Origin of the sequence: Citrobacter werkmanii (assembly GCF_008693645.1) — a bacterium.
GTDB classification, from domain to species: domain Bacteria; phylum Pseudomonadota; class Gammaproteobacteria; order Enterobacterales; family Enterobacteriaceae; genus Citrobacter; species Citrobacter werkmanii.
In genome coordinates, this window is the sequence record NZ_CP044101.1 from 2297986 (window position 1) to 2312083 (window position 14098).

General features: G+C 48.5%; 14 protein-coding genes. 6 read left to right on the forward strand and 8 right to left on the reverse strand.

All coding sequences use genetic code 11. The features are described from left to right. Nucleotides 1-82: 82 nt before the first annotated feature. The 4 genes from FOB24_RS11690 to yeaG all read right to left on the reverse strand — a co-directional run bounded on the left by FOB24_RS11690 (nucleotide 83) and on the right by yeaG (nucleotide 5696). Nucleotides 83-586 carry a YbaK/prolyl-tRNA synthetase associated domain-containing protein gene (locus tag FOB24_RS11690; protein WP_121528944.1) on the reverse strand — a complete coding sequence of 168 codons (504 nt, stop codon included), beginning with the start codon at nucleotides 584-586 and terminating at the stop codon, nucleotides 83-85. Between the two features lie 44 nt (nucleotides 587-630). Then, nucleotides 631-2121, reverse strand: coding sequence for a diguanylate cyclase DgcJ (dgcJ, locus tag FOB24_RS11695; protein WP_087857702.1), 1491 nt, complete (start codon nucleotides 2119-2121; stop codon nucleotides 631-633). Between the two features lie 154 nt (nucleotides 2122-2275). Next, complete coding sequence (locus tag FOB24_RS11700; protein WP_038640041.1) at nucleotides 2276-3559, reverse strand: YeaH/YhbH family protein; 1284 nt, start codon at nucleotides 3557-3559, stop codon at nucleotides 2276-2278. Nucleotides 3560-3761: 202 nt separating this feature from the next. Continuing rightward, a complete protein-coding gene (gene yeaG, locus FOB24_RS11705; protein ID WP_038640044.1) occupies nucleotides 3762-5696 on the reverse strand; it encodes a protein kinase YeaG in 1935 nt (644 codons plus the stop codon). A 433-nt stretch (nucleotides 5697-6129) separates the two neighbouring features. On the opposite strand from yeaG, the gene FOB24_RS11710 reads away from it, so the two are divergent. The 4 genes from FOB24_RS11710 to FOB24_RS11725 all read left to right on the forward strand — a co-directional run bounded on the left by FOB24_RS11710 (nucleotide 6130) and on the right by FOB24_RS11725 (nucleotide 9087). Next, nucleotides 6130-6876, forward strand: coding sequence for a MipA/OmpV family protein (locus FOB24_RS11710; protein ID WP_038640047.1), 747 nt, complete (start codon nucleotides 6130-6132; stop codon nucleotides 6874-6876). A 572-nt stretch (nucleotides 6877-7448) separates the two neighbouring features. Further along, nucleotides 7449-7691 (forward strand): hypothetical protein, encoded by a 243-nt coding sequence (locus FOB24_RS11715; RefSeq protein WP_137347174.1) that lies wholly within the window; start codon nucleotides 7449-7451, stop codon nucleotides 7689-7691. Nucleotides 7692-7701: 10 nt separating this feature from the next. Continuing rightward, nucleotides 7702-8052, forward strand: coding sequence for a hypothetical protein (locus FOB24_RS11720; RefSeq protein WP_042308899.1), 351 nt, complete (start codon nucleotides 7702-7704; stop codon nucleotides 8050-8052). Nucleotides 8053-8232: 180 nt separating this feature from the next. Beyond that, on the forward strand, nucleotides 8233-9087 hold the full coding sequence (locus tag FOB24_RS11725; protein WP_150344947.1) for an aldo/keto reductase: 855 nt from the start codon (nucleotides 8233-8235) through the stop codon (nucleotides 9085-9087). A gap of 80 nt (nucleotides 9088-9167) precedes the next feature. On the opposite strand, the gene FOB24_RS11730 is transcribed toward FOB24_RS11725, so the two are convergent. Next, nucleotides 9168-10052, reverse strand: coding sequence for a D-hexose-6-phosphate mutarotase (locus tag FOB24_RS11730; protein WP_085049519.1), 885 nt, complete (start codon nucleotides 10050-10052; stop codon nucleotides 9168-9170). A 198-nt stretch (nucleotides 10053-10250) separates the two neighbouring features. Continuing rightward, complete coding sequence (gene gapA / locus FOB24_RS11735) at nucleotides 10251-11246, reverse strand: glyceraldehyde-3-phosphate dehydrogenase (RefSeq protein WP_003030697.1); 996 nt, start codon at nucleotides 11244-11246, stop codon at nucleotides 10251-10253. 341 nt (nucleotides 11247-11587) lie between these two features. On the opposite strand from gapA, the gene msrB reads away from it, so the two are divergent. Together msrB and FOB24_RS11745 are read left to right on the forward strand one after the other, a co-directional pair. Beyond that, a complete protein-coding gene (gene msrB, locus FOB24_RS11740; protein ID WP_150344948.1) occupies nucleotides 11588-12001 on the forward strand; it encodes a peptide-methionine (R)-S-oxide reductase MsrB in 414 nt (137 codons plus the stop codon). Between the two features lie 42 nt (nucleotides 12002-12043). After that, nucleotides 12044-12319, forward strand: coding sequence for a YeaC family protein (locus tag FOB24_RS11745; protein ID WP_003030693.1), 276 nt, complete (start codon nucleotides 12044-12046; stop codon nucleotides 12317-12319). 43 nt (nucleotides 12320-12362) lie between these two features. On the opposite strand, the gene yajD is transcribed toward FOB24_RS11745, so the two are convergent. Both yajD and FOB24_RS11755 read right to left on the reverse strand, forming a co-directional pair. Then, nucleotides 12363-12707, reverse strand: coding sequence for an HNH nuclease YajD (gene yajD, locus FOB24_RS11750; protein ID WP_003832478.1), 345 nt, complete (start codon nucleotides 12705-12707; stop codon nucleotides 12363-12365). A 94-nt stretch (nucleotides 12708-12801) separates the two neighbouring features. Continuing rightward, nucleotides 12802-14055, reverse strand: a complete 1254-nt coding sequence (locus FOB24_RS11755) for a glycoside hydrolase family 18 protein (RefSeq protein WP_150344949.1) — start codon at nucleotides 14053-14055, stop codon at nucleotides 12802-12804. Nucleotides 14056-14098 lie beyond the last annotated feature (43 nt).

Sequence of the window (14098 nt, forward strand, 5' to 3'; positions counted from 1 at the left end):
GTGACGGAACAGGCTTTATTTAATAATTATGATTTTTTTGAGCTAATGCACGATGCGGCGTTATTTACTGCTAACTCGGCTGTTATTGAACGCGGCGGAACGAAATTAATTCCGGTTGTGCAATTCGCAGATAATCAGCAGTATCCATGATCACGGATTTTTCCAGCATTCCGGCATTGAACGCAATTTCAGAAAAACGTTCAAACAACAGCGGATCGGCGACCAGTTTGAGATTCGGATGAAAACTAAATGGTGGGATGGCACCAAATACGCAACCCGTCAGTTCATCGACTTCCGCCGGGCTGGCGAGCGACGCTCTCAACCCGCCGATATGGCCGGCCAACAGGCTCAGGTCGGCCTGCTGGTCGGCAGAGAGAATCGCCAGAACATGCTGATTAACGCCGTTACCCTTTACTTTACAGACCAGCGCTTTTGCGCCCTGGCCCAATGCAGTACCGCGAATTTCAGAGACCGCTTCACATTTGCCGACGGCTTCATGGCTAACCACGCGATACGTCGCGCCTTGTTCTGATAATAACGAAATTAAACGCTGATGCGTTGCGTTACCTTTGTTCACTTCCGTCATGACTTGCTCCTGGTACAACAATGAAAATCCTGGCTGAAAAATGATTACGCATCGGTGCGCTTTTTCTGTTTGTTCAGATAGAGTTGGGCATCCGATGCTTTGTAAGCATCATCAATGGTGTCATTTGGCTGCATATTATAAATCCCAGCAGAGAAGCTGATTGATATATCTTGCGCAATAATTTGTAAGTTGTAGCGAATCCGTTCCAGCACGCGGTGCGTTAATTCACTGGGATGATCGATGAGGATAATGCAAAATTCATCCCCGCCGAGTCGGATGGCATAGTCGCTTTTGCGAATCGAGGTTTGAATGGCTTTAGCCAGAAGGGTGATAATGCGATCGCCTTCCTTATGCCCCAATGTGTCATTAATGACTTTTAGCTTATCGCAATCAATGGCGATAAAGGTCACGAGGGTTCCCGTGTTGACCAACTGCTGCAAACGCTGTTCGAGCATCGGCGTCAAAATTTTACGGTTATAGAGTCCGGTCATCGCATCGCTGATATTTTCCCGCGTGACGTTGTGATACAACCGAAAATGAGTTCTGACCATATTCAGCAGCAATATCGTTGCCAGAAGATAAAAGGCGAATATTTTCCATGATGAGACGATAAAGTACATAAAATCAAGAGATAACGTGACGCGTATGCCGCCAGGGATGTCCTTTTCGTAGTGAACGTAGCGGAATAAATGGGTCTCACTTTGGTGAACAATAATCTCTTTTCCTGAGCTGATATCCGAGAGCGTCACGTTAAGAAAACGCCAGACGAGAGGGCGGTCACTGGTATAAAAGATATTTTTTAAATTTTCTTTGTTAATATCCACCATCACCACGCCTTTTAGCTTACCGGCATAGTAGACCGGCGTTAAAAAGCTCATCACCTTTTTCTCGGTCAGGTTATCCTCATAAATACTGGAGATCACCGTACGACCAGTGAAAATACCGTCAATATCATTCTGATCGATTCCCAGCGAGCCTTTTTGCAAAAATGTCCAGTTGTGTATCGCAAATTTCCGTGAGTCGATCAGGTCATAGAAATAGACGTAGTTATTTTTCAGATCGACGTAGTAGCGAAATTTATACTCCAGCGTCCCTAATCCCTGCCCATAATCCTTTTGCAGGCGATTGACGTTCACCGCCCGGTCAAAAGAGGGTAACAGGAATACGTCTTCAAGTTGTCCGCTACATTTCGTAGAGGTGGTCTGCAACGTACCGTGTAATGGCAGATAATTATGCGCTGTGAGATTGAGCCCATGTGTACCGTTAACGCTATCGAAAGCATCGCAGAACGCTTTTTGTTGTTCGACAGATGCGGGTCCCTTAGGGGATGAAAATGTGCGCATCAGATGGGCTGCAATACTCTGATTGGTGTACTTATCATAGAGAAAGGAGGAGTCGGCTTTCTCATTGATATAGCGCATATAGGCATTCATTGCCTTATCGCTGGCAATGAGTTCATAAACTAAAAAAGAAGATGTCAAAACAACAACGCTGACTGAGATAAAGAGCCTGAGCGCTTTATGATGCAACTTCATAATGAATTACAGCCCATAGGTTAGAGATGCGATTTTACCACATGCTCCACATTCGCTCTAACGAAGCGGCGGGATAAACCATTGCAAAATGTCACGATCATGATACAGGGTAATGTAATCAGCCGAAGCCTGAGCCTCGGCCGAAAGTGGTTACTTAATTATTGCTGGTGGTACTTTGCTTATGAAACAGTTCGCGGAATACCGGATAAATATCATCCTGATCGCGGATATGCTGCATCGCAAAATTTTCAAAGGTTGATTGTAGATGTTCATATTCACGCCATAAGGTCTGGTGCGCGCGGCGGGTAATTTCGATATAGCTGTAATATCGCACTACCGGCAACAGTTTTTTCGCCAGAATCTCATGACACAACGGTGAATCATCCGCCCAGTTATCACCATCCGACGCCTGCGCGGCATAGATATTCCACTGAGCAGGGTCGTAGCGGTCTTTCACCACTTCATCCATTAACTTCAGCGCGCTGGAGACAATAGTTCCCCCGGTTTCCTGAGAGTAGAAGAACTCATGCTCATCTACCTCTTTCGCCTGGGTGTGGTGGCGAATATAAACCACTTCCACGTTCTTATAGGTGCGGCTTAAGAACAGATACAGCAGAATATAAAAACGCTTTGCCATATCTTTGGTCGACTGATCCATCGAACCGGAGACGTCCATCAGACAGAACATCACCGCCTGGCTGGAAGGATCGGGCCGTTTTTCATAATTCTTGTAGCGTAAGTCAAAGGTGTCGATAAACGGCACGCGTTCGATTTTTGCCCGTAGTTCGGCAATTTCTTTGCGTAACCGTTCCTCTTCCAGCAACTGAGCCGGTTCACTTTTCGCGATGGTCTCAAGATCCGCTTCGAGCGCATGCAGTTCGCGACGCTTACCTGCCGTCATTGCCGTGCGACGCGCCAGTGAATTTTGCAGGGAGCGCACCACGCTGATGTTGGCCGGCACACCGTTAGAGGTAAAACCAGCCCGGTGCGTTTTGTACTCCGTTAGCTGACGCTGCTGATTCTGTTTAAGGTTTGGCAGTGCTAAATCTTCGAACAGCAGATCGAGATATTCATCTTTAGAAATCTGGAAGACGAATTCATCCTGACCCTCGCCATCCTGACTCGCCTGGCCTTGCCCGCTTCCCGAACCGCCGCCTCCGCCCTGTGGACGTTCAATACGGTCATTCTGCACAAAATGGTCATTACCCGGATGCACACGATGGCGCAAGCCACCGCGCCCCTGATGAAACATCGGTTCGCTAATATCATCAGTCGGAATAGAGACAGATTCGCCGCTATCCACATCAGTCACCGAACGCTTGTTAATGGCCTCGGAGATCGACTGTTTAATTTGCGATTTATAACGGCGTAAGAAGCGCTGGCGGTTTACCGTGCTCTTGTTTTTGCCGTTAAGACGCCGGTCAATAAACCAGGTCATAAGCCCCCCGTACTGCATTTGCCAACTTACGCTTCATCCTTCAAGTTGTCTCCGCGTTGGCTGCATTCGCTCACCCAGTCACGTACTTATGTACGCTCCTGGGAATTCACTCATTTGCCGCCTTGATACCTCTTGAATGATTTCGCGTACAGAAGAAATATTGGCCCGGTAAACGGATAAATTTTCCGGGCCATTTATGCTCTTAAGACGATTTACGTACGCGCAAATACCATTCGCACAGTAAACGCACCTGTTTACGCGTGTAGCCTTTTTCCATCATACGGTCGACAAAATCGTCGTGTTTTTTCTGCTCGTCAGTCGAGGTTTTGGCGTTGAACGAAATAACCGGCAGCAACTCCTCGGTATTGGAGAACATTTTCTTCTCAATCACCGTGCGCAGTTTTTCGTAACTGGTCCAGTTTGGATTGCGACCGCTGTTATTCGCTCTGGCGCGCAGAACAAAGTTGACGATCTCGTTACGGAAGTCTTTCGGGTTACTGATACCCGCTGGCTTCTCAATTTTCTCCAGCTCTGCGTTCAGCGACTCGCGATCGAACAGTTGACCGGTATCCGGGTCACGGTACTCCTGATCCTGAATCCAGAAATCCGCATAGGTGACGTAACGGTCGAAAATGTTCTGTCCGTATTCGGAATAGGATTCGAGATAAGCTGTCTGAATCTCTTTGCCAATAAATTCAGCATATTTAGGGATCAGGTAGCCTTTCAGGAACTCAAGATAACGTTCTGCCTGCTCCTGAGGGAACTGTTCACGCTCGATTTGCTGTTCCAGGACGTAGAACAGATGCACCGGGTTCGCCGCGACTTCGGCATGATCAAAGTTAAAGACACGAGAGAGGATCTTAAACGCGAAACGCGTGGACAGACCGTTCATTCCCTCATCGACCCCGGCGTAATCCCGATACTCTTGATAGGATTTCGCTTTGGGATCGGTATCTTTCAGACTTTCGCCATCGTAAACGCGCATCTTCGAGTAAATGCTCGAGTTCTCAGGTTCTTTCAGACGAGAAAGAATGGTGAAACGGGAGAGCGTTTCCAGCGTGCCTGGTGCGCAAGGCGCATGGGTCAGCTCACTGTGATTAAGCAATTTCTCGTAAATTTTGATCTCTTCGGAGATCCGCAGGCAATAAGGCACTTTGACAATGTAAACACGGTCAAGGAACGCCTCATTGTTTTTGTTGTTGCGGAACGTCACCCATTCGGACTCGTTCGAGTGGGCAAGAATAATTCCGTTAAACGGCAGGGCAGAGATACCTTCCGTCCCGTTGTAGTTACCTTCCTGGGTGGCGGTCAGCAAAGGATGCAGCACTTTAATCGGTGCTTTAAACATCTCTACGAACTCCATAATCCCCTGGTTAGCGCGGCACAACGCCCCCGAGTAACCGTAGGCATCAGGATCGTTCTGGGCGTGGTGTTCGAGTTTACGAATATCCACTTTCCCGACCAGCGCAGAGATATCCTGGTTGTTTTCATCGCCAGGTTCCGTTTTGGCGATAGCGATCTGCTCCAGAATAGACGGCCAGACTTTGACGACGCGGAATTTTGTAATGTCCCCGCCAAATTCGTGCAGGCGTTTCGCCGCCCATGGCGACATGATCGTCCCGAGGTAGCGACGCGGGATCCCATACTCTTTTTCCAGGATCTGCGCATCTTCCTGTGGATTAAACAGGCACAACGGATGATCGTTAACCGGGCTACGTTCGCCATTGGCGCTCAGGACATAAATCGGAACTCTCTGCATCAGCGACTTGAGTCGCTCAGCGAGAGATGATTTCCCCCCTCCCACAGGCCCCAACAGATACAGAATCTGTTTCTTCTCTTCTAACCCCTGAGCCGCATGTTTCAAATAAGAAACAATCTGCTCAATGGCATCTTCCATGCCGTAAAACTCTTCGAAAGCGGGATAGCGTGCAATTACCCGATTCGAAAAGAGTCGAGAAAGACGAGGTTCGTGGGCAGTGTCAACCATGACAGGCTCACCAATAGCCATTAATAGCCGCTCTGCCGCGTTGGCATAAGCACTGCGATCTTGCCGACAAGTGGTAAGAAACTCCTGCAGCGTGAACTCTTCGTCCTTGGCAGCTTCGTAACGCTGGCGATAGTGATCGAATATATTCATGGTATGCCGTCCTTTCGTTTTTTAGCACATGTTAAGAGCCGTTCATATGAATAGTAGAGGCCCCTGAAGAGGTAAACTGAACGACGTCGCTGCTGAAGAAATAAGCAACTCTCATGCCATTTTGATGGTCAGGAGATCAACGTATTCGGTGATACACCTTCTAAAATTAAGCGTAGATGGCATTTGCAAAACTTGCCTGGGTGCGCAAATGAATTTCAATGGCATATCAATAACTCATCAGCAAAAAAAGCACATCTTATGTAAAGAAATGGGGCGGGATTCATGTGGTGTTCACTATCCTGCAAGCAAAATGTCATCACTCGCTGAGAAATTAGGGGGTTACATTCCTGGACTAATACGTAAAATAGTTGGGCTGAAGCGTATTGGCGGTTACACTTTGACCGCTACACATTTGAATAAGGAATTATGGATTGTGACCAAACTCAAACTTCTGGCACTTGGCGTGCTTGCCGCAACCGCAGTTAGCACCGCACACGCGGAAAGTCAGTGGACTGTTGGTGCAGGTGTCGGCGTGATTAACAGCCCGTACAAACAGTATGACCGCGATGTTTATCCCGTTCCGGTTGTCACCTATGAAGGCGATAACGTCTGGTTCCACGGTCTGGGTGGCGGCTACTATCTGTGGAATGATACGGCAGATAAGCTCTCCATCATGGCGTACTATGATCCGACGCATTTCAAGCCGGGTGACAGCGACAGCCATGCTTTGCGCCAACTCGACAAGCGTAAAAGCAGCCTGATGGCTGGCCTCTCGTATGTACATAACACCCAGTATGGTTTCCTGCGTACCGCTCTGGCGGGTGATACCCTGGATAATAGCAACGGCTTTATCTGGGATCTGGCCTGGCTCTACCGTTACACTAACGGTGCGCTGACTTTGACGCCGGGTATCGGTGTGCAGTACAGCAGCGAAAACTACAACGACTATTATTATGGCGTGTCCAATCACGAGTCTCGCCGCAGTGGTCTGAAAAGCTACAGCGCTGACGATGGATGGGATCCATATCTGGAGTTGACTGCAAGCTATAACTTCCTTGGCAACTGGAACGTATACGGCACTGGCCGTTATGTGCGTTTGAGTGATGAAGTGAAGGATAGCCCGATGGTCGATAAATCCTGGTCTGGCATCTTCTCGGTGGGTGTGACCTACAAGTTCTGATGCTATTGCGTGTCAAATACAAGCCTGCAGAGATGCGGGCTTTTTTATGCTTCGTGGGGATGAATATTGATCTAAAACATGAGATTGCATTTTTATAGTGGTTTTATGTTTCGCCTGGCCGCAACGATTATTTAACCAGGTATTTCTTTTGCCGTTACTAAAAATAAACCTCTCATTTGATTAGCCTGATAGCTATTGTTTTTTTGCATGAGGTAATATCGCCATGCCTTAATGATTTATTGTTGTGGGTTGTCGTTTTCTGGGTTCATAATTTATTGATAATACTGTGGTTTATTGTATTGTGATGCGCGGGGTATTTATTCTCAAGTGGCATAAAGATAACTGATAACTATTTTGGCTTATTTCGAATGTTAACTTTCAGGTGAAAAAATAAAAAATTAATCATTTGTTTTTATTTTACATCCTTTAGGTATTTGTCTGAAAAAATTAAAATTGACATTAAATATCCTATTGCCGATATTCATTAAACTTTAAAAGTAGTGATAGCAACTCTCGTGGTAAGGCCTTAAATATGCCACGGGGATATCTTGAGTAAAAACCTGGTATAAATAATGAAAAAGTTAATCATGATAGCTGTGATGGGCGGGGTCCTGGCTGGATGCACCAGCGAGGCTTCACGCATGAGTGCATGCGAAAACAAAGGGATCAGCCGCGATGCCTGCTACATCGCCGAACAAAACCGTCAGGCGACAATCAATGCCGCGGCTGAAAAACAGGCCCTGGAAAACGCGCAAAATCTGTATAGCTCTGATGGCACCCATCCCGACCATCACCACAAATACGATAAATACTAAGGTTTAACTCATGAAGAAATTGATTATTATCGCTGCGCTGGTGGCTTCATCTGCTGCGCCTGCTTATGCTATCAGCGAAGCATATCGTCAGCAATTACAGCATGAACACAAAACTCAGGTCAGCGACGCTAATGCCCCGGTGCACGCCAGCAAAACCACATCCGTGCATGTGAATAAGCTGGGCGTGGACTTTAAACGTGGCGCTGATGGTATTGCATATATTAATGGCAACCCTGCGGCAAATGATGAAAATAATGCCGATGCACAAACTTACAGTGCGGGTTTGATTTCCGTCATTGTCTATAAAAACGGAAAAATTAACGCCATGAAAGAGGGCAAATATTTAGGTCGGTTGAAATAAGCGCTGGCTAGTGAAAATTTTGCATTATTTAGGTCCGTGATCTGCATCAGATCCCGGGCCTTTTACTTTAATCGCATTAACGGGCGACACGCCAAATTATGATGGTGCAATTTGTGCACCATAACAGGACACATGTCTGTTGTTTTGCTTTACTGTGGTGCATTAACACAGGAGGGTGCGATGACAGCGAAACAGGTGATGTTTACGGAGCAGGTATCGCTTCCTGCGATTGGGCAGGGAACATGGTACATGGGCGAGGATTCAGCCCGACGTCGGGATGAAGTCGCCGCGTTACGGGCTGGGCTGGATCTTGGCCTGCGATTGATTGATACAGCCGAAATGTACGCAGATGGTGCAGCGGAAGAGGTTGTTGGCGAGGCGCTGTCAGGTCGGCGTGATAGCGCTTTTTTAGTTTCGAAGGTTTATCCATGGAATGCCGCGGGCAAGAAAGCGATTGCCGCCTGCGAAGCCAGCCTGCGTCGTTTGAAAACCGATTATCTGGATCTCTATTTGTTGCACTGGACGGGAGACTTTTCATTTGCTGAGACCGTTGACGCTATGGAAACGCTTATTGCGCAGGGCAAAATCCGCCGCTGGGGCGTCTCTAATCTTGATTACGATGATATGCAGGCATTATGGCAGGTTACGGGTGGACGACACTGTGCAACTAATCAGGTGCTCTATCATTTAGCATCGCGCGGCATTGAATATGATTTACTGCCATGGTGCCAGCAACAGCAGATGCCGGTTATGGCCTACAGTCCGCTGGCTCAGGCAGGGCGGCTACGGGGGAACTTGCTTTCTAACCCAGTGGTCAATGACATTGCGCGCGCCCACAATGCCAGCGCTGCGCAGATTTTACTGGCATGGGTTATTCGTCTTTCGGGGGTGATAGCCATTCCGAAAGCCGCGAATGTGGCGCATGTCGAACAGAATGCCGCGGCACTGGAGATAACGCTCTCTGCCGATGAGCTGACGCAGTTAGATAAGGAATATCCGGCGCCAAAAGGTAAAACGGCGCTGGATATGGCCTGATTTGCCGCATGGCCTACGGCTGAGAGCGGTTTGTAGGCCGGATAAGGCGTGAGCCGCATCCGGCATGGTGCGTAGAGCTGTTAGCGCTTAGCAACACGAATCGTTTGTGCCAGACGAGACGGTTTTTCTTCGGTGGTTTTCTGCGGTGCCGTGGCGTAAGCCGTTTCTACGCAAACAAATGTTTTGTAGCCGTCATCCGGCATGTCGCCCATGCTGACAGACAGCGCCGGGCCTGGGTTCCAGCCCACGACATTCAGATGGTGGTGGTGGATTACGTCAATATTGCGATTCAGCGCATCATCATGAATGACGCTGCACGCTTCCGGATTCAGATAGACACGATCGGTACGGTCCGGGAAGGTCTGGATACCATCAGCCAGTACGTCTTCTTTGGCATCATTCACTTTATCGATCAGACGATCGCCAAGACCGCTGACTTTCACCGCCGCAATATCACCCACATTGAAATAGGTATGCAGCGCGGAGGTGGTTTCAAACTCACCGTGCGCTTCCAGCTCCATCTCGCAGGTGGCGCCCACTTTGAAACGGGCCAGCAGGCAGAACTCGTGCGGCCAAAGCTGATGCGTTTCAGCGCTGCTTTGCAGTTCGAACGTTAGTACGACACCTTTCTCGTCTTCGTTATGCGCCTTCAGCGTCCAGGGCAGGTTACGTGCAAAACCATGAGACGGCAGGCCAGGCTGAGCGGCAGGGCCAAACCACGGCCAGCAAATCGGTACGCCGCCACGCAGCGCAACACCGGTTTTAAACGGCGTATTGTTACTTAACCACAGGACTTCTTCTTCACCGTTTGGTTTCCAGGAAAGAAGATGTGCGCCCTGCAGCGCAAAAGAGGCTTTAACCTGCGGGTGATCGACAACAATGACCTCAAGCTCATCAAGCTGACGGCGGGAGAGTACCGGGGCAATTTGTTCGACTACCGGAAGTGCAAAAATTTTATTAATCATTACGCAATCCTTTTTAACCCTAAATAATTCGGGTTGCAGGACGGCGGCAAGTGAACGAACCCCGATGAGCTTACTGTAGTAAGTGATTCGGGTGAGAGAGCGTAGCCAACACACCTGCAACTCGAAGTATGACGGGTATCTTCAGGCAAAAAAAAGAGCGACCATAGTCGCTCTTACAGATTACTGTTTCATCTCAACTTATTTGGAGATGTGAGCAATCAGATCCAGAACTTTGTTGGAGTAGCCGGTTTCGTTGTCGTACCAGGATACCAGTTTCACGAAGTTGTCGTTCAGTGCGATACCTGCTTTAGCATCGAACACGGAAGTGCAAACTTCACCGTTGAAATCGGTAGATACTACGTCGTCTTCGGTGTAACCCAGAACGCCTTTCATCGGGCCTTCGGAAGCAGCTTTGATTGCTTTCTTAATTTCTTCGTAAGAAGCAGCTTTTTCCAGACGAACGGTCAGGTCAACAACGGATACGTTCGGGGTAGGAACGCGGAACGCCATACCAGTCAGTTTGCCGTTCAGTTCTGGCAGTACTTTACCTACAGCTTTAGCAGCGCCGGTAGAGGACGGGATGATGTTCTGGGATGCGCCGCGGCCGCCGCGCCAGTCTTTGTGAGACGGGCCGTCAACGGTTTTCTGAGTAGCGGTGGTCGCGTGAACAGTAGTCATCAGACCTTCGATGATGCCGAAGTTGTCGTTGATAACTTTAGCCAGCGGAGCCAGGCAGTTAGTGGTGCAGGAAGCGTTAGAAACGATGTCCTGACCTTCGTATTTGTCAAAGTTAGCGCCTTTAACAAACATCGGAGTGTTATCTTTGGACGGACCAGTCAGAACCACTTTTTTCGCGCCAGCAGTGATGTGCTTACGAGCGGTTTCATCTGTCAGGAACAGGCCAGTAGCTTCAGCTACTACGTCAACACCAACTTCGTCCCATTTCAGGTTAGCCGGATCACGTTCAGCGGTAACACGGATTTTTTTACCGTTTACGATCAGATGACCGTCTTTCACTTCAACGGTACCGTTGAAACGGCCGTGAGTGGAGTCATATTTCAGCATGTAAGCCATGTAGTCAGCGTCTAACAGGTCGTTGATTGCAACGATCTCGATGTCAGAGCGTTCTTGAGCAGCACGGAAAACAATGCGACCGATACGGCCAAAACCGTTGATACCTACTTTGATAGTCATATATTCCACCAGCTATTTGTTAGTGAATAAAAGGTTGCCTGTAAAATTACAAAAACCTTACGCAGCGTCAAGCGGAATCGTGTCAATCATTGCGACAAATCAATCTGCTGCCTAAGCTTTGCGCAACTGACTCGCCTCACTCTTCCTTTGGGCTTGAAACCACATGGGGTCGGCGGCCCGAATTTTAAAGGGCAATCAAGATAAAAACGTGATTCTGATCACGAATTGCAGGCTGCCATTTCGCAAGGATCAAGTTTAGAACAAAAGTTCGCACTCCGGTGTTAATGTTTTGTTAGAATCTGTCTCGCGATGTGAGTTTAGATAAAGCGAGATGTGAGCAAATGGCTAATCAACCTTCTCCAGAAGAACTGAAAAAAAATTTAACAGAAATGCAGTTCTACGTGACGCAGAATCACGGGACAGAACCGCCATTTACCGGGCGTTTGCTGCATAACAAGCGTGACGGCATCTACCACTGTTTGATCTGCGATAAACCGCTATTTCGTTCCGAGACAAAATATGACTCTGGCTGCGGCTGGCCCAGTTTTTACGAGCCGGTCAGCGATGAGGCTATCCGTTACATAAAAGATACCTCGCATGGTATGCAGCGCATTGAAATCCGCTGTGGGAACTGTGATGCGCACCTGGGACACGTCTTCCCGGATGGCCCAAAACCTACCGGTGAGCGCTACTGTGTCAACTCAGCCTCTTTGAACTTTACCGATGGCGAAAACGGTGAACAAATTAAGGGTTGAAGAAACGATTCAGCAAATTATTCTACGGAGAGGAGATTTAACATGAATCTTGATGAGATGATCAACAGCATGACGCCGGAAGTTTATCAGCGCTTATCTACCGCCGTTGAACTCGGAAAATGGCCGGATGGCGTGGCGCTAACGGCAGAACAAAAAGAGAACAGCTTACAACTGGTGATGTTATGGCAGGCGCGCAACAACATTGATGCGCAACATATGACGATTGATACCAATGGTGAGATGGTGATGAAGAGCAAGCAGCAGCTAAAGGTTGAATTTGGTATTACGCCTGAGCCTATAGCAACGTTCAAATCCTGATAATCCTGGCCCGGCAGTCATGATGTCGGGCCCGCAGTCGCTGTTATTTTTTGTTCATCATCGCCTTCAGATCGGCAAACGGATTATATTTCGCTTCGCCAACAGCCTTCTGCGCATCTTCTCCGGCAACCACCGTTGAACCATACTGGTCCGCTTCCGTATATTTAGAATGCTCGTGATCGTGACAATACAGGCACAACATTTCCCAGTTGCTACCATCTTCCGGGTTATTGGAGTGATCGTGATCGATATGGTGTACCGTCAACTCGCGCAAATTTGAATAGACAAACTCGCGGGAACAGCGTCCGCAGACCCAGGGGAAGAGCTTAAGCGCTTTTTCCCGGTAACCAACTTCCAGACGAGCGTAATTTTTAGGGATAAAAGCCATAAAAGCTCATGCCTCCAATAGAAAATGAATAGCTGCGCCAAAGGCTGGCGCAGCGGAATTCGGTAATCATAACCTATTGTGTCAGGCGTTGGGATCAGTGTTTGATGCCCAATGAATCAGCCAACTGTTTAGCCAGTTGATTGTTGTCATCCGCACCGTATTCCCAGAACATGGCGCCTCCCAGCCCCTTACTCTTGATGTAGTCGGCTTTGATCGCCACCGAGCGCGGGTTTTCATAGGAGAGGGCAAAGAGCGCATTCCCGTCTGCTGACTGTACCGACAGCCACGGTACTTTCGCCTCATCATCCCAATGCTGGCTAAAGCGCTTCTGCGGATCGTTGATCAGCTTCGCCACGATATCGTTGTACTTCACATAGGTATCTTTGCTCAGATCGACGCCCAGTGATTTGAACAACGCAATTTGTGCTGCTTCGAAATAGGGCTGGGTGGCAGGGTTCTTCTGCGCGTCAGGTTTGCTCCAGTCAATTCCCGGTTCAACGGCGCGTTTTGGTACGCGTCCATAAAAACCAATACCCAGATTCATCTGGCTCGGCTTTAACCCGGCGGCGAGATAGTTATTGACCACAAAATCCGCACTGTACTTATCTGCGGCGGCGACGGTCGGCCATTTCGTCGAATCATACAGGTTGGAGTTGAAATATTGAGTGCCGTAGGCCATGTCATATGTCATCAAATTGATGTAGTCGAGTGATGGCGCAATGGCTTTTACATCCACCCAGCTTTTCGGACTTTCCGCATTCGCGCCCACGGCAATGGTCAGTAGCTTTTTATGCCCTAATGCTGCCCGCAGTTCTTTTAACAGCGCGGTAAAGTTAGCGCGATCGGTTGGTTGGCTTTCGACCAGTCCCCATGCGCCATTGACCGGATATTCCCAGTCGAGGTCGATGCCATCCAGACCGTATTTCTCAATAATTTCCTGCGCAGACTGAATGAATACCGCTCGTGTTTCTTTCGTTGCTGCCGCGCCTGAGAATCCACGCGCCCCCCAACCCCCGACAGAAAGCAGAACTTTCAGATTCGGATTCTGCTTACGCAGCTCCGGGATTTTCTGCAAATCAGCCTGCACTTTCTCTGAAAGCCAAATCTGATGCAGCTTGCTGGCGTCTTTTAGGGCGTCATTGGTTTCGTCTTTCTCGTTGTTGTAGACAAGACCAAACGAATAGTTGAGGTGGGTTATCTGGCGCACATCCAGTTTATTGATATCGCCGCCTGGACCGGCAGTGACATCGCCACCGCCATTAAAGTAGCCAACTGACATCAGTGAATTGGCGGAAACAACGCTGGCGCAGAGCAGGGGGAATGCTGCCAACAAAGGCAATAGTTTCATCGGTGTTCCTCTTTGACATTTAAACAAGTAAACACGCCACGGA

What these genes read in the sequence shown, in the direction of transcription:
- FOB24_RS11690 (WP_121528944.1), bottom strand. Translation starts at nt 586, where the DNA reads ATGACGGAAGTGAACAAAGGTAACGCAACGCATCAGCGTTTAATTTCG.
- dgcJ (WP_087857702.1), bottom strand. Translation starts at nt 2,121, where the DNA reads ATGAAGTTGCATCATAAAGCGCTCAGGCTCTTTATCTCAGTCAGCGTT.
- FOB24_RS11700 (WP_038640041.1), bottom strand. Translation starts at nt 3,559, where the DNA reads ATGACCTGGTTTATTGACCGGCGTCTTAACGGCAAAAACAAGAGCACG.
- yeaG (WP_038640044.1), bottom strand. Translation starts at nt 5,696, where the DNA reads ATGAATATATTCGATCACTATCGCCAGCGTTACGAAGCTGCCAAGGAC.
- FOB24_RS11715 (WP_137347174.1), top strand. Translation starts at nt 7,449, where the DNA reads ATGAAAAAGTTAATCATGATAGCTGTGATGGGCGGGGTCCTGGCTGGA.
- FOB24_RS11720 (WP_042308899.1), top strand. Translation starts at nt 7,702, where the DNA reads ATGAAGAAATTGATTATTATCGCTGCGCTGGTGGCTTCATCTGCTGCG.
- FOB24_RS11725 (WP_150344947.1), top strand. Translation starts at nt 8,233, where the DNA reads ATGACAGCGAAACAGGTGATGTTTACGGAGCAGGTATCGCTTCCTGCG.
- FOB24_RS11730 (WP_085049519.1), bottom strand. Translation starts at nt 10,052, where the DNA reads ATGATTAATAAAATTTTTGCACTTCCGGTAGTCGAACAAATTGCCCCG.
- gapA (WP_003030697.1), bottom strand. Translation starts at nt 11,246, where the DNA reads ATGACTATCAAAGTAGGTATCAACGGTTTTGGCCGTATCGGTCGCATT.
- msrB (WP_150344948.1), top strand. Translation starts at nt 11,588, where the DNA reads ATGGCTAATCAACCTTCTCCAGAAGAACTGAAAAAAAATTTAACAGAA.
- FOB24_RS11745 (WP_003030693.1), top strand. Translation starts at nt 12,044, where the DNA reads ATGAATCTTGATGAGATGATCAACAGCATGACGCCGGAAGTTTATCAG.
- yajD (WP_003832478.1), bottom strand. Translation starts at nt 12,707, where the DNA reads ATGGCTTTTATCCCTAAAAATTACGCTCGTCTGGAAGTTGGTTACCGG.
- FOB24_RS11755 (WP_150344949.1), bottom strand. Translation starts at nt 14,055, where the DNA reads ATGAAACTATTGCCTTTGTTGGCAGCATTCCCCCTGCTCTGCGCCAGC.